General features: G+C 52.7%; 20 protein-coding genes. 12 read left to right on the top strand and 8 right to left on the bottom strand.

What is annotated here, in order from left to right; genetic code table 11:
- Positions 1 to 26 precede the first annotated feature (26 nt).
- From Dvar_RS14230 to Dvar_RS14220, 3 genes are all read right to left on the bottom strand, one after another.
- Positions 27 to 2,132: a caspase family protein gene (locus Dvar_RS14230; protein ID WP_419662362.1), complete on the bottom strand. Its 2,106-nt coding sequence runs from the start codon at positions 2,130 to 2,132 to the stop codon at positions 27 to 29.
- A 24-nt stretch (positions 2,133 to 2,156) separates the two neighbouring features.
- The gene (locus tag Dvar_RS14225; RefSeq protein ID WP_419662361.1) at positions 2,157 to 3,470 is read right to left on the bottom strand and encodes an autotransporter outer membrane beta-barrel domain-containing protein; all 1,314 of its coding nucleotides are present in this window, start codon (positions 3,468 to 3,470) and stop codon (positions 2,157 to 2,159) included.
- A 579-nt stretch (positions 3,471 to 4,049) separates the two neighbouring features.
- Positions 4,050 to 6,833 carry a sigma 54-interacting transcriptional regulator gene (locus tag Dvar_RS14220; RefSeq protein WP_419662360.1) on the bottom strand — a complete coding sequence of 928 codons (2,784 nt, stop codon included), beginning with the start codon at positions 6,831 to 6,833 and terminating at the stop codon, positions 4,050 to 4,052.
- Between the two features lie 279 nt (positions 6,834 to 7,112).
- Between Dvar_RS14220 and Dvar_RS14215 the strand changes: the two genes are divergently transcribed.
- The 10 genes from Dvar_RS14215 (at position 7,113) to Dvar_RS14170 (ending at position 17,195) form a co-directional block, all read left to right on the top strand.
- On the top strand, positions 7,113 to 8,399 hold the full coding sequence (locus Dvar_RS14215; RefSeq protein WP_419662359.1) for an acyl-CoA dehydrogenase family protein: 1,287 nt from the start codon (positions 7,113 to 7,115) through the stop codon (positions 8,397 to 8,399).
- A 66-nt stretch (positions 8,400 to 8,465) separates the two neighbouring features.
- The gene (locus Dvar_RS14210) at positions 8,466 to 10,070 is read left to right on the top strand and encodes an ATP-dependent acyl-CoA ligase (protein ID WP_419662358.1); all 1,605 of its coding nucleotides are present in this window, start codon (positions 8,466 to 8,468) and stop codon (positions 10,068 to 10,070) included.
- A gap of 16 nt (positions 10,071 to 10,086) precedes the next feature.
- Positions 10,087 to 10,494: a Zn-ribbon domain-containing OB-fold protein gene (locus Dvar_RS14205; protein ID WP_419662357.1), complete on the top strand. Its 408-nt coding sequence runs from the start codon at positions 10,087 to 10,089 to the stop codon at positions 10,492 to 10,494.
- On the top strand, positions 10,491 to 11,636 hold the full coding sequence (locus Dvar_RS14200) for a thiolase family protein (protein ID WP_419662356.1): 1,146 nt from the start codon (positions 10,491 to 10,493) through the stop codon (positions 11,634 to 11,636). Before Dvar_RS14205 ends, Dvar_RS14200 begins: the two co-directional genes overlap by 4 nt.
- Before the next feature lie 12 nt (positions 11,637 to 11,648).
- Positions 11,649 to 12,056 carry a VOC family protein gene (locus Dvar_RS14195; RefSeq protein WP_419662355.1) on the top strand — a complete coding sequence of 136 codons (408 nt, stop codon included), beginning with the start codon at positions 11,649 to 11,651 and terminating at the stop codon, positions 12,054 to 12,056.
- A gap of 77 nt (positions 12,057 to 12,133) precedes the next feature.
- On the top strand, positions 12,134 to 13,102 hold the full coding sequence (locus Dvar_RS14190; RefSeq protein ID WP_419662354.1) for a nitroreductase family protein: 969 nt from the start codon (positions 12,134 to 12,136) through the stop codon (positions 13,100 to 13,102).
- Between the two features lie 10 nt (positions 13,103 to 13,112).
- The gene (locus tag Dvar_RS14185; protein ID WP_419662353.1) at positions 13,113 to 13,895 is read left to right on the top strand and encodes an SDR family NAD(P)-dependent oxidoreductase; all 783 of its coding nucleotides are present in this window, start codon (positions 13,113 to 13,115) and stop codon (positions 13,893 to 13,895) included.
- 48 nt (positions 13,896 to 13,943) lie between these two features.
- The gene (locus Dvar_RS14180; RefSeq protein WP_419662352.1) at positions 13,944 to 14,720 is read left to right on the top strand and encodes an SDR family NAD(P)-dependent oxidoreductase; all 777 of its coding nucleotides are present in this window, start codon (positions 13,944 to 13,946) and stop codon (positions 14,718 to 14,720) included.
- A 176-nt stretch (positions 14,721 to 14,896) separates the two neighbouring features.
- Positions 14,897 to 15,814 (top strand): SphA family protein, encoded by a 918-nt coding sequence (locus Dvar_RS14175; protein ID WP_419662351.1) that lies wholly within the window; start codon positions 14,897 to 14,899, stop codon positions 15,812 to 15,814.
- A gap of 91 nt (positions 15,815 to 15,905) precedes the next feature.
- A complete protein-coding gene (locus tag Dvar_RS14170) occupies positions 15,906 to 17,195 on the top strand; it encodes an MFS transporter (RefSeq protein WP_419662350.1) in 1,290 nt (429 codons plus the stop codon).
- A gap of 332 nt (positions 17,196 to 17,527) precedes the next feature.
- Here Dvar_RS14170 and Dvar_RS14165 read toward each other — a convergent pair whose 3' ends face one another.
- From Dvar_RS14165 to Dvar_RS14145, 5 genes are all read right to left on the bottom strand, one after another.
- Positions 17,528 to 19,441, bottom strand: a complete 1,914-nt coding sequence (locus Dvar_RS14165; protein WP_419662349.1) for an SUMF1/EgtB/PvdO family nonheme iron enzyme — start codon at positions 19,439 to 19,441, stop codon at positions 17,528 to 17,530.
- A gap of 77 nt (positions 19,442 to 19,518) precedes the next feature.
- Positions 19,519 to 20,199: an acetate--CoA ligase family protein gene (locus Dvar_RS14160; RefSeq protein ID WP_419662348.1), complete on the bottom strand. Its 681-nt coding sequence runs from the start codon at positions 20,197 to 20,199 to the stop codon at positions 19,519 to 19,521.
- Complete coding sequence (locus Dvar_RS14155) at positions 20,184 to 21,560, bottom strand: CoA-binding protein (protein WP_419662347.1); 1,377 nt, start codon at positions 21,558 to 21,560, stop codon at positions 20,184 to 20,186. The genes Dvar_RS14160 and Dvar_RS14155 overlap by 16 nt, the downstream gene beginning before the upstream one ends.
- Before the next feature lie 227 nt (positions 21,561 to 21,787).
- A complete protein-coding gene (locus tag Dvar_RS14150; protein WP_419662346.1) occupies positions 21,788 to 22,267 on the bottom strand; it encodes a DUF3237 domain-containing protein in 480 nt (159 codons plus the stop codon).
- Positions 22,268 to 22,292: 25 nt separating this feature from the next.
- Entirely contained in the window at positions 22,293 to 23,024 is a 732-nt protein-coding gene (locus Dvar_RS14145; protein ID WP_419662345.1) for a FadR/GntR family transcriptional regulator, read from the bottom strand.
- Between the two features lie 223 nt (positions 23,025 to 23,247).
- Between Dvar_RS14145 and Dvar_RS14140 the strand changes: the two genes are divergently transcribed.
- The gene (locus Dvar_RS14140; protein ID WP_419662344.1) at positions 23,248 to 24,747 is read left to right on the top strand and encodes a class I adenylate-forming enzyme family protein; all 1,500 of its coding nucleotides are present in this window, start codon (positions 23,248 to 23,250) and stop codon (positions 24,745 to 24,747) included.
- A 37-nt stretch (positions 24,748 to 24,784) separates the two neighbouring features.
- Positions 24,785 to 26,341 carry a long-chain-fatty-acid--CoA ligase gene (locus Dvar_RS14135; protein ID WP_419662343.1) on the top strand — a complete coding sequence of 519 codons (1,557 nt, stop codon included), beginning with the start codon at positions 24,785 to 24,787 and terminating at the stop codon, positions 26,339 to 26,341.
- The last annotated feature ends 4 nt before the right edge of the window (positions 26,342 to 26,345 follow it).

Raw genomic sequence — 26,345 nt, 5'->3', positions numbered from 1 at the left:
AGGAAGGTTGAGGTCTCTTGATTTTCTCAAACAGGCTCTGAGTCATGGCGAATGACGGCAGACAGTGTTCGGGGAACAAAAATGAAATCGCCCATTTCATGGCCGGAATGAATCAGACCGCCATACTGGGGCACCTGTAGCAGTCCCAGCTGCTCGGAAATAAAAGCCACGTGTTTGGTCACTTCATCATGAAGTTCCTGGGCCTTTAGAATATCGTTGTTGGCCGACAGGGCTTTAATCAGAGAACTGGCATAGACCGAATGGCCCTGGCTGCCGATGTCGAGCACCGGTTTGAGACCTCCGGAGCTCAGCACCACGCGAGCGCGTTTCTTGGCCAAAATCTTTATCAGGTTGAGTCTGAGATTTTTGGACGCACCGGATTCCAGCCGGGTAATGGCCGACCGGGTCATGATGCCTGAATAACAGGTGTCGGCAATCACAAGCGATCGCAGGGGTGACATCAGATTCAGGGTATCCGTGATCTGGTCGGTGCGAATCCATTGAATACTGCTGTCCGTGGCCGCATCAACGGGAAGCCAGTACCCCCGGCTGTTCTTCTGATCGAGTTCTCCATGGCCGGCGTAATAGATCATAAAATTGTCTTTTTCCGTAAGCTGCTTTCGAAACTTATCCAGCGCCAGCAAGATTTCAGTACGACCGGCATTGAGCAGCAGCACCGTTTCAAAACCATAGCGCGTTTTCAGGATATCAGCGATGCTGCGGGCATCGTAGACCGCGGTTTTTAGTTTAGGAAGATGCTGATAGTCATTGTTGCCGATGATCAGCGCATAAAACTTGCCCAGATCAAGTTTTTCCACTTCCCTTTTTCTGGGGGCGGCCACGACCTGATTACTTCTGGTTACCAGTTCAAGCGATAGCCGACCTTCCTTCCCGTTGTTGTCCACGGCAACGATTTCAACCGTTCGATGGGTGCGTTCTTTCAATGGCACCCATACCGAAAACGAGCCATCCTCAGCAGCGGTTTGAATTGTCTCACCGACTTTAAGGCTGCGCAACCCTGCCGGTGCCCAGACCCGGCCGGTCAGACGCTGTTTATCTGACTGAGGATCAGCCGGGACCTTGCGAATCTCAACACCCCGGGTAGCGACGATGATGGGATCGTAGATCTCAACGATCGGAGATGGCAGGTTTTCAATTTGCTGTTGGTACCTGGCAACGGTCTTTTGGTAGGTCAAGACTTCATTTTGTTGAGCAGAAAGCGTTTGTTCCAATCGCTCGATTTCTTTTTGGCGTTCTGCGAGTTCAGCCTCCCGCCGACCCAGCAGGGTTTCCAACTGGACGGTTTCCTGGCTGTTCTTTTTATCTGCATCATTTCTGGCCGCGGCCAGTTTCTTTCTCATTTCCTCCAGGCGCAATTGATCCTGATCGATCGTGGCAGACTGCTGGTCCAGGGCTTTCCTGGTATTCTCTAAATTGTTTTGGGTATACGCCAGTTTTTGCTTGAGCTTTTGGGTTTGTTCTTTCTGTCGCTCGACTTCTTCTTTCAACCGCTTCAGTTCGGTGCTGTCTTCGATATCAGTCGATACCGTATCCACTTTCAGCGAGTCATCCAGACCGGTCGCCTGGCGGTACCAGTTCAGGGCGGTCAGCCGATCCTGCGGCACGCCCAACCCTTTTTCATACAGATACCCGAGACTCATCTGGGCCCGGGAATACCCTTGCTCCGCCGCTTTTTCAAACCACTTGGCGGCTTGTTTGAAATCAGGCACCGATCCCATGCCCCGTTGATAAATTTCACCCACATAGGTCTGGGCCTCAGGGCTGCCTGATTTGGCCTCGGGCAGCCATACCGCCAGGGATGTGGCAAGATCGGAACGATCAAAGGCCACATACTCCCCGCCCCTGATTTCACACTCCAGCGCCGTAGTCCGCAACGGTCGCCTTGGCGTCAGATAGGTCATGGTGCCAAGTTTCCTGACCTGCCCTGGCAACAGGCAGTCCACCACCGCTACATCGTCGGCGTCGACCGCGAGAACTTGGGGATATTCAGTATTTGCCGCGTCACCAACGGAACCCGAAGTTTGACAGCCCAGCAAAATGCTAAAGCAGGCCACGGCAATGGCCGGCATTGTGAGCCTTATAGCAATTTGACCGATTGATTTTGTAACCATGCGCATTCTCCCGCTGAAAAAGACTCAAAATTCGTAACGCATGCCAATGGTCACCAGATGAGAGCTGATATCCGCAAGACCAATAAGCGTTTCATAACTGGCAAAGGCCGACACACCATGGGGCAGCACGGCCGAGCACCCTGCCCCCAATCGGTAATAATCCCGATCCGGATCATCGGTGGGAATCACAATCAAATTGTCGACGTCATCGATCCCATTGACAAAGCGAGCCGTTATATTACGACTGTCGTTTTCATACTCATGCTGCCAGTCAAAACTGATGTGAGGGACAATCACCCCCAGCGACGTGTTCACCGTGTATGCCAGTCGCGCCCCCAACGCACTGGTCAATGAGGTGATATCTTGCTCATCGAATGCCAGCGCCAGGCCGAATCCAGCATCGGTATTGGCTTGGTCAAGGCTTTCGGAATAGCCGTCAATTTCCGTATCCAGATAGCTCAGTTGACCATAAGGCTGAAGGGTGAATCCCCACTTGAAAAAGCTGTAACCGAGGCCGGCGGAAAATCCATATTCCTCGGCATCCGGATCACCATTAAAAGACTGGTCTACCACCGTGGTGCCGCCGCCACCGAATTCGACGATGGAATAATTGACATTGCGAACGGTGGAATAGTCTTTTTTACCGTAAACTCCGATCAAATCGATATAAAACTCACTGATATAGTAGGTCGCATACAAGGACGCGCCATACCCATCCGATTCAACACTTCCTCCATCATTGTCAATATCTGCTTCGGAAAAGGCGTAACCCAATGCCGTACCCACCACCAGATTGTTGGTGAATCGATAATCAACACCAGCGGTGACGCTGTAAGCGTCGTAATCAAAGCCCGGCTCATACTCCGTCTGGTCCCGATTGCCGGTCCCAAATGACCCGTTGACGAACATCCCCAAACGGCCGTGGTTCCATATACTGCTGCTGGCGGATGAAGACGAATCAGTGATCGGCCCGGCATAGTATACCGGTTCCACCGGCTGGGCGTTCATCTGCATGGCCAATCCGCCCACGTTTCCGGCTCTCAAGGCCTGCATTCGGCCGGTTACGGTGGCTACCTGCGGCCCGGCAAATTCAACCGTTACCCGGTTCATGGATGAGGTTTGCGTAGATGTCATATTGTCGAGCGCATCCAGATCGGCATCGGTCAAATCAGTAAAATCTTCTCCAGGTTGAATTTTTACTTCTCGGCAACGTAAAAAAACATCCTGTTGTGCAGCGGATAATTGGCCGGCTGTATTCAACGCGGCCAGTTTGGGGCATAACGCCTCGACTGTGTCGGACATCTCTTTGATGGGAGATTGATCGGCGGCGATGAGCATGGCGGGGTTGCAAAAAAGGAAGATCGATAAGAGCCAAGTGATCTGAAACGTTCGATCATTAGTTGCTCTGTTGATATTCAGGGTAAACTGTGGACGTTTTAACCGACTATGATTTTTTCCGAATTCAAATATCGCCATATTCGCAGTCCTTTCATCATGTCAAGTTAAGGGCGCAGGCAAAAGCGTTTTGAAGATGCGATTTCCGTGATATGCTTACAGATATGTTGGACAAAAGGGAATCTGCCGTAGCGAGAGTATAAAGTGCCTATCGCCCCGGTAAGGGTGTCCGTTGTAAAATCAACACACCACGAATTGTCGATTGAGTAGTTACGGGTTACTGGTAAGAATACGTTATAGTAAGAAATATTTATAAAGAGGCAATTCGCTGACGCATTTTCCTCTTGTGGTGGCCCATTTCGGATGCAACGCTACTTAACAATGCATACTGACACTGTTTCATCAATACCGATTCAGCCAACGCCAGTAGAGACTTGTCTGTTATACACAAGATAGAAGTATTCATTAAAAAAATGATGTCAAGTGTCTGACGTGAAATTTGCCTGCGCCATTATTGCACCATCACCGAAGGCCAAGCTTTTTCATGCGGCTGTATAGGCTTGTGCGTCGCATACCTAGTATTTCCGCCGCCCCGCCGGGCCCGCTGATCTTGCCGCCGGCTTTTTCGATGATATGCTGAATGTAACGACGCTGCAACTCATCAAGGGTGGGCGTGTCTGCCGTCAGGGATATTGAGGTCTCACGATTTTCTCCGGGGATGTTAAGTTCCATCTTCTGCCCGGTGGATAAAATCACCGCCCGCTCCATGATGTTGATCAGTTCCCGGATGTTTCCGGGCCAGGAATAGTTGCGCAGCATGGTTTCATGCGCATCGGACAATTCGTGTTCAAGACAGCCGTATTTAGCTGAAAAACGCTTCAAAAAATGGCGCGCCAGCAGAACGATGTCCTCCGCACGCTCACGAAGCGGCGGAATGATGAGCGGAAATGTGCTGAGCCGATAGTAAAGGTCCTCTCTGAAGTTGCCCAGCTTGACTTCATGGGAAAGATCGCGGTTGGTAGCCGCGATCAACCGGAAGTCGGCGGTAATGGGCCGGGTTCCCCCCACCCGGACAAATGTTTTTTCCTGTATTGCCCTGAGCAGCTTAACCTGGATGTTTTTTGATATCTCCCCCAGCTCATCGATAAACAGGGTGCCCTTATGGGCCATTTCAAGGCGCCCTTTTTTCTGACGATCCGCCCCGGTAAACGATCCTTTTTCGTGGCCGAAAAGCTCGCTTTCAACCAAGGTATCCGGAATCGTGGTCATATCCACGACAACCAGCGGTGCGTCTTGCCGCGCACTCATCCTGTGGATACGCTGGGCCATCAGTTCTTTTCCGACCCCGGTTTCTCCCAGCAAAAGCACCGTGCTGTCAAACTTGGCGATGCGGTCTGCCTGAGATAATACGCTTTCCATGATTTTGCTTTGGGAAACGATTCTTGGGGCATCGGAGGATTCCACATGGATAATACTCCCTGACTCGGAAGCCGTGGTCTCCTCCAGTTTGCGTTTGATCCGCCAGACCCGGGTGATAAAATTGCTTAAATAGCTGCTGATGGGGTTCAGCTTGTCACCATTTAGAAAATCGAAACAATCTTCAAGATATGAGTTGTCATGATAAAGCACCCCCCGAATCTCTCCATCGAGTTCCAACGGAAAACACAAAAGGGCCTTAACCCCATCCTGGCCGCTGTCGGCAAGTCTGCTGACAACCGGTTTATTTTCCCGATACGATTTAAATATATAGGTAAAATTGGCTCGAAAAGTCCCGGATAAGGTTTCTTGCTGCGTAAGATTGCATGCCGCACGCAGTACAGGGGCCTCACGCCTATTTTTTTTGCCAAACCAAAAAAGACCACCACGCTCGGCACCGAAGAACTTGTTGGTGGCCGTGATGAATCGGGTGATTAACTGGCTGGTGTCATAGGTCGGCAACAGGTCTTCAAGAATTTCCATGAACCGGTTGGGAAATTCATCCCGTGAGGTCGTGAAAAGCAGATGCGCATTGCTTTCCAGAAGATGCCTGAGATCATCCGGATAAAAAACATCGCCATACCCGTAGAAATTCTCCCATGCCTTACGGGCCATGGCCCGCGCCTGGGATAGATCATTTTGTCTGAGTCTCAGGCGTGACAGCTCAAGCCAGGTTTTTCCAAGCTGAATGGGATCACCGCATTGGATCAGATAGTCTGCACTGGTTTCAAGGTCTTTTTCGATGCCTGAAAGGTCCACTCCGGTGAGGCTTTTGTCCATGGCTCTGAGGCGCAAGGCAACGCCCCGCAAATGCAGGTTGGGCTCACTCAATACCCTTTCGGCTTCACCGTGAAAGGTGAATTGGGGGATGGGATCGAGCCCCAAGCGGTGGAACTCGTAAAGCATCTCGAGCACATTGGGACTGGCATATTGCCGGATGATCCCGGCCTGCTCGGCAATGGCAAGGCTCTCGGCCCACATCTCACGGGCCTTTTGGGGCCGCCCTTCATAGAGCTGGATTTCACCACACGCACCGAGCGCAAAGTAGTGGGCCAGGACATTGCCGCTTTCGATGGCCTGATCGAGGGCAATCGGTCCGTGGAACGAGGCATCGCGCAGCTTTCTGATCATCAGTAAAATAATGACCAGCACGGCTCTCAAGGTCGTGGCCAAACCATGGTTGCCGTGTTCCGTGGCGATACGGCGGTAATAATCAAGCCGTCCAAAAGCTTGAGGAAACTGGCCCAGATAGGCTTCGCAATAGCTCATCCACATGGCTGCAGAAGGGTTGATCAAGCGGTTGTCGAGATGGATTTCAAAACTCTCTACGGCGTGCTGGTAATGCGCCATGGCCTCCCGGAACAAGCCCTGCATCTGGTAATACAATCCAAGAAACTCTCCAGCGCGCATATGAATATCTTCATCACCGAGTTCGTCGACGATTTTTTTACCCTCTTCAAACACCTTGATGGCATCCTTGCGCCGCTGGCCCAGATAATAAATGCGCCCGATATGGAGTTTTATCAAGGCTTCCGAGCGGCGGTTGCCCAGGCGCTGAGCGGCCGCCAATGCCAGACGCAGGTATTTAAACACCTCATTGAAATTTTGGCCCAGCACGAAACATAAGGTCGCCAGTTCCAAAGTGACGGAGACAAAGAGGTTGTCTAACTCCGGGTAGGGTTCGGCGGATGAAAGCCGGTCCAACACCTGGAACAGAATCTTGCTGGCGCCCTGTTGATCTCCGGATTTCAACGCTTCTTGTACAAGGCCCTCGTCAATACGGGTGGTAGCCCCGAATTTACCTTTAGCTTCAAATGATTGAAAGTCCATATGCCCCTTCCGCGGTTGGCTAACGAGTTCAGACGGCTATAAAAATAAAATATCATCGTCATCCATGGCGATGTCTTTATTACGACACTTTATTGTCTTAATACAGTCATGAGCAGAAATAAAGATTTATTTTTTCTAATTATATCAAGTGTATGAGTATAAAATGGAGCTGGCATGCGAATTGCTGAATACAATTCTTTAAATGAAAAAAATTAATAAACCATCTTTTATGCAATTTTTTCGTCACCATTAATCATCACGTCAAGAGAGGAGCTTAGCATGAGTTATTTTGAACTGGACTTGAATCTGTCGAAAGAGGACGCAGCCCTCAAGAAAGAAACCCACAAATTCGCCAAAGAAGTGATGCGCCCCATAGCCATGGAACTCGACCCGATGACGCCGGAAGAAGTCATCGCACCGGCATCCCCCTTGTGGACCTTTATGAAAAAAGCCTACGAGCTTGATTATCACATCCTCCCCTTTCCTGAGGATTTCGGCGGCCCGGGTCTCAAGCCCATTCAGATTCAGATGGTCATGGAGGAATTGGCATGGGGCAGTTTTGGACTGACCCTGATGTTGAACACCAGCCTGGATGCCGCTGTGGCCATGGGCGGCGGTGAGCAGCACATCAACCAGTTCACCCTTCCCTACTGCAATTGTAAAGACGGCAGCTACATCGGATGTTGGGCCATAACCGAACCCGACCATGGTTCCGATACGCTCGTCACCGGGTATCCCGAATTTCGCGATCCCAATATCGGTTCCCAATGCCGGGCCACATTGGATGGCGAGGAGTGGGTCATTTCAGGTCAGAAATCCTCCTGGATATCCGGTGGAACCATTGCCAAGACGATTCTTCTCATGTGTCAGATCGACGCATCCAAAGGCCATGCCGGAAGCGGTATGTTTCTTTTCGATTTGGATCGCCCGGGCGTTTCCAAAGGCAAACCGCTGGATAAAATCGGTACCCGTGAACTAAATCAGGGAGAAATCTTCTTTGATAACGTGCGTGTCCCCAAGAGCGCCCTGGTCGTCGGTCCGGAAGACTATGAAGATGCCTTGGCCGCCCATTTGAGCATGACCTTGGCCATGGTCGGCACCTGGGCAACCGGCCTGGCCCGGGCCGGCTTCGACGAAGCCTTGGAGTATGCCAGAAACCGGATCCAGGGCGGCAAGCCCCTGGTCGAGCATAAAAACATCCAGGACAAACTCTTCAAAATGTTCCGCCAGATCGAAGCCAGCCGGCAGCTTTGCCGGGCAGCCTTCGTCTACAACTGGTCCCACCCCATGAACCCGGAAAAGCGCGTCATCGAATACTCCATGGCCGCCAAGACGTTTGCCACCCAGACCGCCCTTGACGTTACCAGCGATGCCATCCAGATCTTCGGCGGCTACGGTATTTCAAGGGAATATATCATCGAGAAACTGTTCAGGGATGCCCGCACCACACTCATCTGCGACGGCTCCAACGACACCCTGACCGTGGTTGGCGGAAAAAAGATCGCCGAGACCTATCCGCGCCAATTCTACAAAATGTCTAAACTGGGCAAACGGCTGCATGCATAACCATTGGGCCAAAACGTTTGCCAACCTCTTGAATTACTTTCCGCCAATAGAAGTGGAGCCAACGTAATGAAGCAATATCCATTTCCCGAACAGACATTGGGTCATATCCTCGAAGATAAAGCCAGGGCGCATGAAGAGCGCTGTTTCCTGGAATTCGAGGATGGCAGCAGCATGACCTATGCCCAGTGCAATCAGATTACCAGCCAAATGGCGGCCGGTTTATATCAGATCGGTTTGCGCAAAGGAGATTCGATTGCCAGCTTAATCCCCAACAGTCTCGATTCGATCACCCTGTGGTTCGGGGCAGCCAAGGCCGGGATCATCGAAGTCCCGATCAACCTGGCCAACAAAGGCCATTTTTTGTCTCACATTTTAAACAATTCACGGTGCAAGGTCATCGTGATCGATGTTGAGTTGATCGACCGGTTAAAAGCGATCGAGACAGAAATCGACCAACTCGAAACGGTCGTCGTGTGGTCTAAAACCGGCGATTATCCTGCACTTCCGCAGTTTAACGCCCGGGTCATCGAATATGATCAGCTCCTAAATAACGGCCCGCAAACGAATGCAATCGACATCCGCAGCAATGATCCGCAAATGGTCATCTATACGTCGGGGACCACGGGACCGTCAAAGGGGGTACTGGACTGCCATTCGATGATCTACCTGTCGGCAGCTGAGTACATCGAGGCGATGCGGGCCACGGAAGACGACATTCTGTTTACCTTTTTGCCGCTCTTTCACGCCAACGCGCGTATTTTATGTATCTATCCAGCTATGCTATTGGGCACCAAAGTGGTCATCTACGAGCGGTTCAGCGCCAGCCGTTTCTGGAGCCAGGTAAAAAAGCACAAGGCCACCATGTTCAACTCGCTGGGCGCTATCGCCCAATTCATCTACAATCAACCCAGAACAACGGAAGATGGGGATAATCCCATCCGGGTCTGCGCGGCCTATCCCATGCCACCTGAAATCTATGACGACTTTGAAAACCGTTACAATCTCAAGGTGGTGGAAGGATACGGCCTGACCGAGCTGGCGATCATCACCTACAACCCCTGGGACCGTCCGAAAATCGGCTCCTGTGGAAAAGCGACCAACAGTTTTGAAATTCAGATTGTCGACGACGACGACTGGCCTGTGCCTGCGGGTACCGTCGGAGAAATCGTGGCCCGCGGAACCGTCCCCTGGGCTACGGCCATGGAATATCAAAACATGCCTGAGAAAACCGTTGAGCTGATGCGCAATCATTTCTATCACACCGGTGACGCGGGCTATCTGGACGAAGACGGGTATCTCTTTTTTCAGGACCGCATTAAAGACTATATCCGGCGGCGTGGTGAGAATATATCCTCAGCGGAAATCGAGAAGGTGGTCAATAGCCACCCCCAGGTTTCCGAATCGGCTGCCATTTCCGTCAAATCCGAAGTCTCAGAGGATGAGGTCATGGTCGTTGTGGTACCCCAACCGGGCCAAACAGTGGAGCCCCTTGAATTGATAAAACACTGCGAATCCCGCATGCCCTACTTCGCCGTACCGCGGTTTGTTGATTTCAGGGAAAGCTTGCCCAAGACATCCAATGAAAAGGTTCAAAAAGCCAAGCTGCGGGAATCGGGGGTCACGGACACCACCTGGGATCGCGAAAAGGCCGGCTATCAGATTAAAAGATAAAAAGGAGGATGACGTGATGGATTCTATGCCCGTAAGAGAGGGGCTTTTCGATGAAAAGGATGGTGGCCGATTGCTGGCCAATCGCTGCAGCGCCTGCGGACGAACGTTCTTCCCCAAGGCGGATTTCTGCTTCGATTGTCTAGCGGAAGAAATGGAAGATATTGTGTTGAGCCGTCAGGGAACGCTCTACGCTTATACCATCGGTCGTCTGCCATCCACCCACTTCAAGCCGCCTTATGTGGTCGGTCTCATCGACATTCCCGAGGGCATCCGCGTGTTTGCCCCGCTGCTGGTATCACCGGATGCGCCCTTGACGGTTGGTATGCCCATGCAGCTGACCATCGATACGCTGTGGGAAGAGGAAGGCAAACGGGTCATGGGGTATAAATTCATACCCGTTGCATCACAAAAGGAGGTCGTATGAGAGAGGTTGCGGTAATCGGTATCGGCCAGAGCGAGTTTGGCAAATTCCCCGAGCGATCGGCGGCGTCACTGGGGGCGGAGGCGGTTCGGGCCACGATCCGCGACTGTGGCATCGCCCCCAAGGCCATCGAGGTGGCCTACTGCGCCAGAGCCTACGATGCAAACTGCACCGGCCAGGGAATTTTGAAGGAAGTGGGCGTACGCAACATTGAGATCATCAACGTTGAAAACGCCTGTGCCGGCGGGGCAACCGCTTTTCGCGGCGTCTGGAAGGAGATTGCCGACGGTCGCTACGATGTGGGCATTGCCATTGGCGTGGAATCCATGACCACCAGTCCCATTGCCGGCAAATTGATCCCTCCGGAGAAGACCGATCTCGAGGGCCACCTGGGGCTGACCATGCCGGGCATGTTTGCCATGGTGGCCTGTCGGCAGATGGAACAAGGCGCTACTGTGGAGGACTTTGCCCAGGTATCGGTGAAAAACCACCACAATGGTTGCCTCAACCCACAAGCCCAGTACAAAAAAGAGTTCACCGTTGAACAGGTACTGGCGTCCAAAATGATCTGCGATCCAATCACCCTGTTGATGTGCTGTCCCAACACCGATGGGGCTGCGGCGACCATTCTCTGCAGCATGGACGTGGCGCGGAAATTCACCAATCATCCCATCCGTGTCCTTTCATCGGCGCTTTGCTCTGCCGATTACAAGTATACCCAGGAAGATATCTGCGCATCCCCGGTGGGGGTAAAAGTCGCCAAGATGGCCTATGAAATGGCCGGTGTGGATCCCAAGGATATCGATCTGGTGGAAATGCACGACGCCTTCGCCAACGAGGAAATCCTGCGTTACGAAGACCTGATGCTCTGCAAACCCGGTGAGGGAATCGAATTGCTGCGCTCCGGCGCCACCGCCATCGGCGGCCGGATTCCGGTCAACCCCAGCGGCGGACTGCTCTCCCTGGGCCATCCCTTGAGTGCATCCGGCGTGCGCACCGTGTGCGAAGTGGTGATGCATTTGCGGGGCCAGGCAGGCAAACGGCAAACACCCAATGCCAAGGTCGGCCTGGCGCAGATGCTGGGGGGGCTGGTAACCAATCTGGAACATGGTGCTGTTGCCGGCATTCATATTCTTGCACGATAGGGAGAAAAACCAATGATTGAAAATCTTCACCACATCGGGTTTGCCACCCGGGATCTGGACGCTGCCATCGCCCATTTTGAATCCATTTTCGGCGCCACGGTACTATGGCGAAGCCAGTTCGCGGACCAGCAATTCGAATCGGCCCTGATTTCGCTGGGAACCGTGCGTATCGAACTCTTGGCCAGTCTGGCACCGGGCAGCATGATTGACAGCTTCATTGAAAACAAAGGCGAAGGCCTGCACCACATTTCTCTTGAGGTAAATGATTTCGACGACGTCATCAGTGATTTCAAGTCCAAAGGGCTGAAGGTGATCGGCCAGACCGATATGGAAAACTTTAAAGCGGCCTTCATCCACCCCAAGAGCATGCTCGGCATGCTCACGGAAATCATCGCCCCCAAAGGAAGCTGGGGCAGGTAATCCCAGGTTGCGACGTTGGGGTAACTGTCGTTTTTTGAATACTGCTTCAATAGACGTTCAACAAGGAGGAAACTGAAATGGATAACAAACCAACTTTTGAAGAGTTAAAACCCATGCTGCGCCCCACGGGGATTATTCAGGGGGTCATCAGCGTCGATCCTGAAAAGTGTACCAGTTGCGGCCTTTGCATCATCAATTGTCCGTTTGACTGCCTTGAAATGGATGAGCAGAAACATCCCCAAATGAAAGCCGACTACACCTGCATGTCCTGCTCCAACTGCCTGGTGGCATGCGAGGCCAATGCTCTGTCGGTTGAACGGACGTTTGATATCAAGAGCGGCTTTTTTGACACGAATACCCCTGAGTCCACGCCCCCCATCGACCCCAGGAATGAAAATGGTCAGCCGGATGAGTGGAACCCGACTGAGCGAGTGATTCTGGAACGTCGCAGCGTCCGTAATTTCAAGAAAAAGCCGGTGCCTGAGACCTTGCTGCAACGCATTCTCGAAGCCGGCCGGTTTGCTCCCAGCGGCGGCAACCACCAGCCCTGGAAATTCACCGTTGTCACCGATCCTGAATTTATCGCCGAACTGGAAACCACCTGTCATGGGTTCTGGGCCGAGACCTATCCGGTCTTCACCAATGACGATACGGTGATGAATATGGTGGGGATGGTGCCCACCGGCGTGTTCGATCCTCGAACCCAGCGGGGCGTGCGTTGTATCGCCCTTAAAAAACTGTCCATCTATTTTGGCTGTGCGGCCATTATTTTCATGGGGGCCAACACCAAAGCAAATGATCCCGAAGTATCCATTGGTATTTGCGGCCAGAACATGAACCTTGCCGCCCAGTCCCTGGGGCTTGGCGCATGCTGGAGTAATTTCGGTGCGGTGCCGCTCAATGCCATGCCCGAACTGAAATCCAAGCTGGGGTTCGATGATCCCTGGAAAGTTCAAACCAGCCTGTGCATCGGATATCCGAAATTTCGCCAGTCCGGCATGGTGGCCCGTCACCATCGGCCCGTTACCTGGTTCAGACCACAATAAGGGGAGCCCAATGGAAGAATTTAAAAATAAAGTCGCAATGGTTACCGGCGCCGGCGGCGGCATCGGTCGTGCCACCGCCCTGATGCTGGCCGATCGGGGAGCAAATGTCGTCGTTGCCGATGTTCTCGAAAACCAGGGCCGGCAGACCGTTGAGATGATTGCTGAAAAAGGTGGAGAGGCTGTTTTCGTCCCCACCGATGTCTCTGCGTCTGAGGATGTGCAAGCCCTGGTTCAGTCTGCCGTCGATCGTTTTGGTGGTGTCGACTATGCGGTCAACAACGCCGGCATTGGCGGACCGAACGCCCTGACTGCCGATTATCCTGAGGAGGAATGGCACCGCATCATCGGCATCAATCTGACCGGTGTCTGGCTGTGTATGAAATATGCCATTCCGCAGATGCTCAAGAAAGGCAAAGGCACAATCGTCAACGTCGCCTCGGCCATGGGACTGACCGGCTTGAGTCTGGTCGGTGGCTATACAGCGGCCAAGCATGGTGTGGTAGGGCTGACCAAGACGGCGGCCATGGAATACGCTGGCCAGGGGATCCGTATTACCGCTGTCTGCCCGGGGTTTGTGCAAACGCCCATGATGGATGAAGCGGCTGAAATCGGCGGGGTTCCCAGAGATGACTTTTATGCCGCATTATCCAGCTTTTCCGCCATGCAGCGGGTGGCCACACCGAAAGAAATTGCCCAATCCATCGTCTGGTTGTGCTCGGATGCGGCATCATTTGTTACCGGCAACACCATGGTTGTGGATGGGGGGTGGACCTGTGGGTATCAGCTCCGCTAAAGCCCGTTTGGCCCAAGATCAGCGAAAAACGAAGAGGAGCAGAGAAAAATGGAATTAGAAAATAAGGTTGCCATCGTAACCGGCGCCACCGGCAGCATCGGCCGGGGAATTTGCGGCGTACTGGCCCAAAAGGGCATGCAGGTTGTTGTGGCCGATCTGGATCAGGTCCAGTGCGATGCCTTTGCCGCGCAAATCGAAGCCGACAACGGCCAATCACTGGGGGTGGCCGTAGACGTATGTTCCAAGGCGGCAACGCTTAAAATGGTGCAGACGGTGATCGATGCATTTGGTCAGATAGACGTTCTGATCAACAATGCCGGCATCATCGCCCTGGGACCGCTGCCGGAGTTGTCCGAAGAAGATTTCGACCGCGTTATCGCGGTCAACCTGAAAGGAGCATTTCTCTGTGCGCAGGCGGTCAGTCCCCATATGATCGAGAGAAAAAGCGGGAAAATAATCAATATTTCCTCAGTCGCCGCCAAACGTCCTGCGCCGCTGCAAAGCGCTTATGCGGCTTCCAAGCACGGCCTGCTCGGCCTCACCCAGGTGTGGTGCCAGGAGCTCGGTGAGCATAACATCACGGTCAATGCGGTTTGCCCCGGATTCGTGGAGTCACCCATGTGGTCCGATCATCTCAGCCCGGCATATGCACCGGCCTTTGGTGTTGATCCGGACAAACTCCTTCAAACCTTGGCCAAAATTCACATGCCCATGGGAAGACCGCAAACATCCGAGGAAATCGGTGAGTCGGTCGCCTATTTCTGCCAGGCGGATAGTACCTCCGGCCAGGCCCTGGTCGTCGATGGTGGGCATGCCATGTGGTAGGCCAGGAAAAGCCCCACCCAAATGCTTGAACCGGTATGCAGAAAAGGTTTGAGCCTACCGTTTACGCCAATACAACTGTTTTGAATCTGTTTGAACGGTAAAAACAAACTGACACACTTGAATTGCGTCTGGAAAGCGAAGCGACTGAGCACACAATTGAATGAGGAGGAAAAGAAGTGAAAAAACAAAGCGATAAAAACCGTAGCGGTCGGATTATCCTAATTGCGCTGGCAGTTGTTTTGGCACTTGCTGGCCAGGCCATGGGCTTTGGTCACTACACGCCCGGTGTCGAGGCCATTGATGCGGCAACGCTACCGCCACCGGGATTTTACTACGTCATGTACAACCTTTTTTACTCGGCAGACAACCTGAAGGACGATCAGGGCAATGATATCGATGCGGGATTCGATGTGAACGTTTATGCCAATGCCCATCGTTTCTGCTATGTCACCGATTTAAAAATACTGGGCGCCGATTATGGTTTCGACGCCATTGTTCCCCTGGTGAATACGGACATCGAAATTCGGTCGGCCGGTACCGATGAAAGCACCTTTGGTTTGGGAGATGTCACCATCGAGCCATTGATCCTGAATTGGCATACCCCCCACTGGGATGCCGGGATCGTCTTCAGTCTGATTATACCCACTGGGGAAAGTGATGAACCGTCATCGCCGGGTGCCGGCTATTGGAGTTTTATGGGCGGCTTGGGGGCGACGTACTACTTTGACGATGCCCGCACGTGGACCCTTTCGTTGTTAACCCGATGGCTGAAGAATACCGAGGATGACGACACCGAGATTACCCCAGGTGCCGATATGGTTGCGGAATACGGGCTTGGCAAAAAAATTCCGATCGGTGAGACCTTTCAATTGACAGCCGGCATTGCCGGATATTCCTATGCGCAATTGACTGACGACTCAGGAACCGGCGCGGACGATGAGAAATTCAGCGGACATGCGATCGGTCCTGAAGTCCGCCTGATGGCATTCAAGCCCTTTCCCATGGAACTGCGTCTGCGCTATCAATTTGAATACGGCGTGGAAAATGCCAGCCAAGGAAATAACGCCTGCCTGATATTTGTCGGTTGTTTCTAAAATAAATATAATATCATTATGTTGTGATCATTTTTAGGTGAGACTTTTTTTTGTTGGCAATCAATCTTGTGTTACTTGGAAGGAGTAGACGATGGGGGAAAAGGCTCAGTATTCATCGTATCGTTGGGCGATGCTGGTGTCGGCGTGTCTGGCAATTATCTCGATATGCATCGATATGATCGCCATCTCACCAGTATTGGGCGAGGTCGCCAAAGATCTTAATGTGGAAATGGGCGTCGCAACCAATCTGATGATGGGGTTTGTGTTGGCAACGGCGTCTGTGCTCATCTGGGGAGGTGTGGTCGTCGATAAATTCGGCGTCACGGTTGCGACCGTACTCGGATTGCTCTGCGCCACAATCCCTGCCACATTAATGCCGCTGATCGGACAAAATTATGGCATGGTCATGGTTGCCCGATTGGTTCAAGGGGCCTCGCTCGGATTTGCTTTCGCAATCATCGGACCGACGGTGGTGTTGTGGTTTCCTCCCAAGGAACATGGTCTTGCCGGTGGAATTATTATTGCTTGTATCCCTCTCGGCTCAGCATTGGGCGGTTTGATTTCGCCCATGATTCTGGCTGCAGGGTCTTCCTGGCAAGGTGTTGTTGCCCTTCTTTCTTTGCTTGGTTGGGTCGCTATACTAATGGCAGTCATCATTACCCGGCGCCCCCCATCACCGGAAGTGCTCCAGGGGCTGATGCAGGCCATGCAGCCTGCAGCCGGGGAAATTACCTTCAAAAAGGCCTTCCGGTTACCGATGACCTGGATTGGCGCACTCGTCGTTTTTTTCAATACATGGAACCTTTATTGTTTCCTGAACCTTATTCCACCCTATTTGGCGGCGCCGTCTCCCATGGGCGTCGGATTGGGTCCAATGACGGCAGGTAAACTTGCATTAGCGGGCACGATTGTCGGCATTATTGCAACCATCGCCGGTGGTTCATTTTTTGATAAAATTGCCAAAGGGAACCAAAAGATCGCTGTTCTGATTGGGTTCATTCTCACCGCACTGTTTGCCTTTCCAATGGCTCTGCCGTCAGTATACGGCAATCTGCTCCTGTTGGTTGGATGCATGATGCTTGTGGGATGGGGGGTGAATTTCATGGGCGCGTCCCTCAATGGATTCATCGCGATGAACTATCCGCCGAGCATTGTGGGTAGAATGGTCGGCTGGTGGTTCGGTTTTGGAACTTTTGGCGGTGCAATAGGCCTTTTCCTTGGAGGGAAAACCATTGGCGCTACGGGGAGTTTTAAAACCGCAATTATACTGATATCGATTTCAGCAGTTATCGGAATGCTTCTCGATCTTCTTCTAAAACCTCAACAGGTATCAATAGAAGAATCGGAAACAGAGGGGATGGAAGCGCTTCTAGAATCGTAACCTATCTGTTGTGAGTCAAGTGACAAGGACAGAGATAGAATCTTCTGACTACTTCGGAAAGATAAATGACAAATTGCGCGTCTCTACAAAGCTCAAGTGATAGGGCTCCTCCTCCAAAACCCTAAAAAGATTAGCCCTTGTTGTCTTCCAAGAAGATTTCACTTGAGCTTTGTAGAGACGCGCAAAATTGTTTTAAAATATGGCACGGTATCCAACGCCAAAATGTTCATAATGTTTCGATGTGATAGGTGTCTCTTCTGGTCAGGATCATGGCCTCACGGCCGGTGGTTGGGCCGGAAGATGGATGTTGAAGATTGAGAACATATAGGCAACTATCGGGTTCTGGCCAGACGCAGGCCCAGGAATATACCCCGGTCAACCGGTGTGAGCCTTTGGCGAAATGCCGAGCGGCAGTCCCTAGCCCCGCTGCCCCAGCTGCCGCCCCGGTATATCCGGGCCTCGCCGGATTCAGGGCCCTGGGGATCAGTTACCGAACCGGTGGGATAATCCCCGTACCAGTCCTGGCACCATTCACAGACATTGCCGTGCATGTCGTGCAACCCCCAATCATTGGGCGAAAAACGGCCCACGGGAACCAAATGCTCACGATATTGGCCTTTGCCGCAGCCGTGTATGGGATAGTGTCCGTTGTAATTCGCCTGATCCGTGGACAGACAGTCGCCAAAGGAAAACGGCGTTTGCGTTCCTGCACGTGCCGCGTACTCCCACTCTGCCTCGGTGGGCAGACGGTACGTTTCAGTGCCTTCCCTTTGGTTGAGCCGTTGGATGAATAATTGGGCGTCGTGCCAGGAAACATTCTCCACAGGGCAGTCGGAGCCGCAATTTTTGAAATAAGACGGACTGCTCCCCACCACTTGCTTCCACTGGCCCTGGGTCACCTCCGTGGTCTGGAGATAGTACCCTTGGGTCAGGGTTACCTTGTGCTGGCGCTCGTCACTGTTTCTTTGCGGGTCACTGGTCGGGCGGCCCATCATAAACGCACCGGGCTGGATGTACACGAAATACATACCCAGGCTGTTGGTAAGCCGGGATTTGGGGAAACCTGAAACCTGTTCCATGCCCTGTTGAAATGGTTGATTGCTTGTCAGGATTCCCACTTGGTCGGCGGCGGGAGTGGTGACCACGCCGTTCCGGTATGCGTTGAAATCTTTTTGATTCACCGGCACCCTGTGGGGACCAGGTGCCACCGTTATCGAATTCAACGACGTTCGGCCATCCACGATCACCTCGGCGTGGGAGACATTGGTGACTGCCGTCAAGCGGCCTTGGGCTTGCGATGGCACAGGTGCAGGTGTTGAAGGGTCGGTGATCGCCTCCGAGCCGGCACGAAGAAAGACGAAGTCGCCCTTGTCCAGCTTCGGGTTGTTTATCTTTCCGAACTGGGGGTGTTGTGCCTTGCGTGTATAATTCACGACATGCTCTTGAAGATAGCCGCCCAGTTCCTCGCCGGTGATGTAGGTGTCCTGGTTCAAATCCGCAAAACCGCCTTGAATGGCCTGGATGAATACATCCTTGAAAATAGACCGATCCGGAACCTGCTCATCCTCCGTACCGGCGGTAATGAATTGTCGCACCGGGTAGGCGACTTTTTCCTGAACATACGACGAAGGCCTGGCCCTGACCATTTGAAAAATTGCACCGGAAAAACAGGAATCAAATGCCATCAGGACGTGTTTAGAGCTGATCTGCTTGGAAACCGTCTCAATGGTCCGCATGCTGATGGCGCTGTCCATGAAACCGGGAAGATCCTTTTCCGGGTCCGGCGCATCCACGGGGACAAGATAGCCCAGTTTGGTTTCATCCGCCTCGGCCAAGGTATGGCCGTGGCCGGAATACCAAAACAATATGGCGATTTCCTTTTTTTTTCCGGGACCGGTAATCAAACGATTTAACGACCGCCTGAAGATTCGGCTGTCCGGGTTCTCCAGTGTTTCCACGTGCCACCCCAGCCCTTTCAGCATGGCGGCCACCTCACGGGCATCCTTCACCGGATTGGGCAAGAACGGCCATCCGGCGCGGTAGGCTCCGCATCCCACCACCAAGGCATGATAGCCATCATACAATTTTATTTCTCGTGTTGATCCAGTAATCGTCCGGGTCTCGACAAAAAGGCCGCGAGCGGCGGCATTTGCGTCAGGAGAAGCCAGAGCAGTAGGGCAAAACCAAAATAAAAAGACCGCCATTGTTGCCAGGGATTCCAGCTTGAGTAATCGGTAGGGGGCCATGCGTTCCTCTTAATTTTGTTGGGTTTCTTTCCTCAACCCAACCTACAAACGAATCGCTAAAGGCTAACCGCTAAGCATTAACCCTGTTTTAAAATGATCCGCGCATCGGCGACCACGCACGCCTGTGCCGAGCAAAGCACGGGATTGAGGTCAATGGATTCGATGTCGTCCTGAATTTCCATCACCAGTTTGGAAAAATTCAAAAGCGTCTGGGTCAATTTCATCCGATTCACGGCCTCCGCACCCCGGTATCCCTCAAGGAGTTTGCGACCTTTGAGTGAGTCGATCATGGATTTGACATCCACCTGGGCCAGCGGTGCCATGCGAATGGCCACATCCTGGTAAATCTCGACGCCGGTTCCGCCCAATCCCATGAGAATCACCGGCCCGAACTGGTCATCGATCTTGGCGCCCACGATCAGTTCAATGCCGCCGGCCATCTTCTCCAGGTGAACACCGGCAAAGTCTTTGATCTGGCTGAACCGGGCGACAACGTCGGTCAGAGCCGTATCGCTGTCGATACCGACCGCCACCCCTTTGACTTCGGTTTTATGCAGCACAGCCGGCGACACGACCTTGGCCACCAGTGGATAGCCAAGCTCATGGGCGGCGTCAAGGGCCGCATCGCTTGTTTGGGCAAACCGGAATTCGGGCACCGACAGGCCCGCTTCGCGCATGATCTGTTTGGCATCAGGCTCTAAGACCCATCCCCTGGGTTTGGCATCGGACAACAGTTTTTGCGTTAACGCACTGAGCATGGCTGGTACCTCCTCATTCCTTCAAGCATCATCACCGCGCCCTCGATGGAGTCGGACACCGGCACGCCGTTCAATTCAAACCCCTCGATAAACGCCTGGTATTTCGCCATATGCGGGATATAGGCCACCAGGGGACGAATCCGCTTTTTCGACGGATTGCTCACCTTGGCACCAATGTCCACCGACACCCCGGTCGAATAAGGCAGCACCAGCATGAGAAACGCATCGTAATCCGGCAGGTTGGTCATTTCATCGTAAGCGGCGATAAAATCCTCGTCAATGGCGCTGGCGGTCAGATCCACCGGATTGCTGATGGTGGCGATGTCCCGCACCGACGGGCTCAGCCGCTGATAGATTTTCTGCCTTACCTCCTCGGGGATATCCGGCAAGACAAATCCCCGGCTGGCACACATGTCCGTAGCCGCCACGCCATGGCCGCCGCTGATGGTGATAATGCCGATGTTGTTGCGAATGTTCCTGGGATAAGTGTTGAGCACCTTGCAGTAAGAAAGAATCTCATACTCGTTTTGCGCTTCAATGATTCCGTGCTGGGCAAAGACCTCGGAAAAGACCTTGTAGTCCCCGGCGATGGAGGCGGTGTGGCTGCTGACCGCCCGGCTGCCGGCCGCGCTTTTACCGGACTTGATCACCACCACGGGTTTGCCGATGCATGTGGCGGCCTCGGCAAACGCGCGGCCTTCATTTTTCTCAAACCCCTCGATGTAGAGGACGACCACATTGGTGGCCGGATCATCTTTCAGGTAATTGAGCAAATCGATTTCGCGAATCACGGCCTTGTTACCGATGCTCACCGCCTGAGATACACCGATGCCATGCTTGGAGAACTTGACCAAAAGATCCACAAGAAATGCACCACTTTGGCTGATGATGGCCACCCCACCGGCGCGAGGCGTTTCCATGCGCTCACTGGGCAGAATGAACGTATCGACCTTGCCGGGAGAGAAATATCCCAGACAGTTCGGCCCGATAACCGGGAAATCGGCATCCATGGCGATTTTCACCACCTGATTCTGAAGCGCCACATTGCCGGTTTCGGCAAACCCACCGGAAACGATGATGGCACCACCAACACCATTTTCGATACAATCCTTTAAAATTTGCGGGCTGTAAGAGGCGCGCACGGCAATAATCGCCAGATCGATGCTACCGGGGATGGATTGAATCCCGGAATAAACCGGCACACCGTGGAGTTCTCCGCCGCGGTTGTTGACGGCGCAGACATCCACTGGGTAGCGGAACTGCAGTTTTTTAAAAATCACATTGGCCGGATGGTTGTCATTGGATGTGGATACACCAATGACCGCTACCCGTTCGGGTTTTAGAAGACGGTCCAGATTCATCAAGGTTTTCCTTTCAAATGTATTGAAAAACGCATGTGGCGCCCGCCGCACCAGACCAATGGATCATTTCTGGATGGGCATTCGGTAGTGTCCGTCCAGAAATAGGCAAATTTGGTCGAGATCAAGGCGCCCGAAAAATTTAACCACAGGCATATGGTTGATATTCCGAGGATTAAATTTTTCGCGCAACGCCGATATCGGGCAAATTGGTCATTTCTGGATGGGCACTAGGTCACTTCATAAGCCGTAATAATGACCTTATCGGCATGCCGCTCACCCACGGCCACGGCCACAATGCCGTTGAGCCATTGGTACTCTTTTGCTCCAGTTTCGAAAACCGGTGTGGTTCGGAAATAATATAGGTTCGGATCCACCGGTTCACCGGCGGCCAGCCGTGCCATCACATCAGGGGGGCCATGACGGAAACCACGGTTGTCCACGTAAATTAACGCACCATCGTCGGTTTTCAAGGTGTAGCGGGCTTCAACAGCGGTAATCCCATCGGGACGAATGATCTGCCAGTCCGCACCGCCGGGCAAAATGACCCCATTCAGGCGCGGCCCGGTGAAAGTCCCCCCAGTGATATTGATGATCCGGCGCTCCCCGACCGCCAGGTGCCCCACACAAAGCGGTGCATCGATTTCGACCTCGGATCTGTAAAGCAGACGAAGGGATGGAATGACTGCCGTGATTTGCTCATTGCTCATTGATTTTCTCTCCTTTGTTGGATCTTTAAGGTTGAGCCTTCATTTGTTGACGATACTCCTTCTCAAGCTTGACCATGCTGATCATGAAATCCTTTAAATGCCGATGCATTTCTGCCTCAGCCTTTGGGCCGTCACCGGCTTTTACGGCCTTAATGAGCTGTATGTGCTCCCCCGGGCCATGCAGGGCATAAGGATCCGGCACTACTTTTTGAACCATCTCGGCGGTGATCTTGAGCATCGACCGGACGATGGCCTCAAAAAATTGATTGCCGCAAATATTGGCCAGCACCTTATGCACCGTGGTCAGACATGCGATCTGGTCGGTCAACGACTGATAGGTACCATGTTCCCGGGCTTCGGCCTCATCGATCTGCTGCGCATGCGCAGGCGTGAAGTTGATCGCAGCCAGCCGGGCCACTTCAGGTTCGATGAACATACGCACCTGGGCCACCTCGGCCATGGAAAGCGTGTTGGTCTGAAACAAGTCCAAAAACGCATTGGACACATGACTGAGCGTCAAATCGGTCACATAGGCACCACCGCCATGTCCCTGACGGATGGATAAAAAGCCGCTCAGCTCGAGCATGCGGATAGCCTCCCGAATGACCCCCCGGCTGACCTCAAACATCTCGGTTAATTCTCTTTCAGATGGCAATTTACTGCCGGATTTAAATGTTCCCGATAAAATGGACGTCTTGAGCTGGACAAACACATCTTCCGAAGCCCGGGATGTTTTAATGGGCTTAAACAGAACCATACCGCCTCCTAACATACAATTATAAAGCTGTGAATATTTTAGTAATGGACATAATTCAGTAAATATTATTCAATTTTTAATATTGACATCAAACATATGACCATATAATGTTTGACATTGTCAAGACTGATCTTATACCGGATCGGTTTTAAAAATATGTTATTATTATATATTTTTCTATGAACCGGCAGTACCACCCACTGTGTTGTGAGGCATCTTAGTTATGAACCTTGGCAATATCATCGATCAATCGGCCCATTTCTTTCCCGAACATCCTGCGATCTGCATTGACGATCAAACCATTTCCTACGGCAAATTAAAGGAGCGAACCAACCGTGTGGCCACGGCATTGATCGCATCGGGCATTTCCCCAGGCGATCGGGTGGCCTTGAATGTCCCCAATTCCCTTGAATGGATTGCTTTTTATTACGGAGCGATCAAATGCGGTGCCGTCGCCGTCACCCTACCCGGTTTGATGACCGATGCCGAACTGGGGTATCTGATCAACGACGCGCAGCCCCGATGCATCCTTACAACCGACGATAAAGTTAGTCAATTAGAGCGATTACGAGGTCCCGGCATACTGGAGACGCTGATCAGCCCGTCAGGTGACATGCCTTTTGAGCGTCTGTGTGAAAACGGTCAGCCAGAATTCAATCCGATCGACCGGGATCGAAGTGATACGGCGGCAATCCTGTTTACCGGCGGCACCACCGGCATTCCCAAAGGCGTGATGCTCAGCCACGAAAACATTTATACCGCCATCAACAATGTTGTATTCAACGAACGTTCCAGCGAAAACGACCGCGCCCTGTGTTTTTTGCCGTTCAACCATGTTTTTGGTCAAATCCACATCATGAATGCCACACTTCTCAGCGGCGGATGCATTGAGCTGATTCCCGGCTTTGATCTGGAAAAAGTTCTCACCCTGACCGCGGCCGATCGCATTACCAAGCTTTATGCCGTGCCAACGGTTTATGTGCGCCTGTTGGCCATAAAAGACCTTCGCCAACGGCTCGGTGCGGTGCGCTACTGTTTTTCAGCTGCCGCCAGCATGGCCGTCGAGCTGGTTCAAAAATGGAAGCAGCAAACCGGCCTTAACATTCACGAGGCTTACGGCATGACGGAAAGCGCCTCCATGGTGACCTACAATCACTACTATCGGCACCAGGTGGGATCGGTGGGCACACCGGTGGGCTGCACCGAGGTTCAAATCCGCAATGCCGAGGGAGCCCCGGTCGACCAAGGTCATGAAGGAGAAATCTGCATTCGCGGTCGCAACATCATGCAGGGGTATCTCAACCGGCCCGAAGAAACCCAGGCATCCTTCTGGGGAGAGTGGTTTCGCAGCGGTGATGTCGGTTTCATTAACGATTCCGGTTACCTTTTCATTGTTGACCGGATCAAGGATTTGATCATCACCGGTGGAGAGAATGTCTACCCTCGGGAAATCGAAGAGGTCCTGTACACGTTTCCTGAAATTTCGGAATGCGCTGTGATCGGTCTTCCCGACAAGGAATGGGGCGAGCGCGTGACAGCGATGATTGTTCCGGCCATGGGCCACACGGTCGATATCGATGCGCTCAAAACGGTGCTAAAAAAGCAGTTATCCGCTTACAAAATCCCCAAGCAATACAATATTGTTGAGGAATTACCCAAAAGTCCATCCGGAAAAATTCTCAAACGCAACATTCGAAAGACGGTCCAGGAGGCAGAAAAGTGATAATGCGCAAACGGAATTTACAGGAAGGAGAGACACCATGGCCATGAAAGATATGTTGCGGATGACGGCCGCTCGCGTACCCGATAAAACCGCTTTGATCATGGATGACAAGGCCCTGACCTATGGGCAGTTGAACGGGCGTGTCAATCAACTGGCCCACGCCATGCTGGAAATGAAGGTCCAGCACGGTCATCGCGTCGTCGTCCTGGCGCATAACGGCATCGAATTCTATGAAATTTACCTTGCCCTGACAAAAATCGGAGCCGTCATGGTGCCCATCAATAACCTGTTGCGGGAGCAGGAACTGATCCGTGATCTGTCCTATATCCGTCCGCACTTTCTGTTTTTTGATGCCGTCTTTACCGACACCGTTGACCGGATCAAGGGCAACATCGCCTCATTGATCGATACGGTTTGCATCGGCGCCGCCTCGTCATCCGGTCACCGTCACTATGCTACGCTGTTTAACGGCCAATCCGATAAAGAGCCTCAGGTTCCAGTTGCCGATGACGATTTGATGAGTATTTTTCTGACCTCCGGTACCACCGGCAAACCCAAAGGCGCCATGCGCACCCATCGCCATAACTATCTCAATGCACTGGCCGGCGCCATTGAAATGGGGCTCAAACCCGATGACCGGGTATTGCTCTTGTTTCCCTTTTATCATGTGACGTTCGAGGATCGCTTTTGCCACCTGCTGCGGGGCAACACCATTGTCCTTCGCCGGGAAGGCAATTTCGACCCGCGGGAGGTGCTGGACCTGTTGTCACGCCACCGTATCACCATCTGCCAGTTCGTGCCCACCATGATCAACACCCTGCTTCAATATGACGGGATCGACAGCTACGATTTAAGTGCCCTGCGCCTGGCACTCTATGCGGCGGCGCCCATGCCGGTCAACCTGCTCAAGCAGGCCCTGAAACGTCTGCCCTGCGGATTCATGCAGTTTTTCGGCCAGACCGAAACCGGACCGTTGACAACGGTGCTGCGCCCGGAAGACCACCTCAATCAAAGTGACGCCGGTATCCAGCGGCTGGCCTCCTGCGGGTGCCCGGCCCTGCATTTTGAGGCCCGCCTTGTCGACGACTTGAATAACGAAGTCTCCCGGGGAGCGGTGGGCGAACTCACCGTTCGGGGTGATGCCATGACCATCGGCTACTGGGATCTGCCCGTGGAGACCGAGAAATTGATGGAAGGCGGCTGGCTGCATACCGGTGATTATGCCAGGCAGGATGAGGATGGGTACATTTATATTGTCGATCGTAAAAATGACATGATCATCAGTGGCGGCAAAAACATCTATCCCCGTGAAGTTGAGGAAGTGCTCTACCGGCATCCGGCTGTGCTGGAAGCCATGGTCATCGGGGTTCCCGACGATCACTGGGGAGAGTCGGTCAAGGCCGTGGTCAGTCTGAAACCAGATCAAACCGCAACACAGGAAGAACTGATCGCCTTTTGCAAGCAGAATCTGGCCAGCTATAAAAAACCAAAAACGGTCGAGTTCATGGATAGCCTGCCCAAAAGCGCGACAGGCAAAATTCTGAAACGGGTCGTCCGTGACGAGTACTGGAAAAACAAAGATCGCAAGGTATAAGTTC

It is taken from the genome of Desulfosarcina variabilis str. Montpellier (genome assembly GCF_048565275.1).
Lineage (GTDB): Bacteria > Desulfobacterota > Desulfobacteria > Desulfobacterales > Desulfosarcinaceae > Desulfosarcina > Desulfosarcina variabilis.
This window is presented reverse-complemented; position numbering and strand designations above follow the sequence as displayed.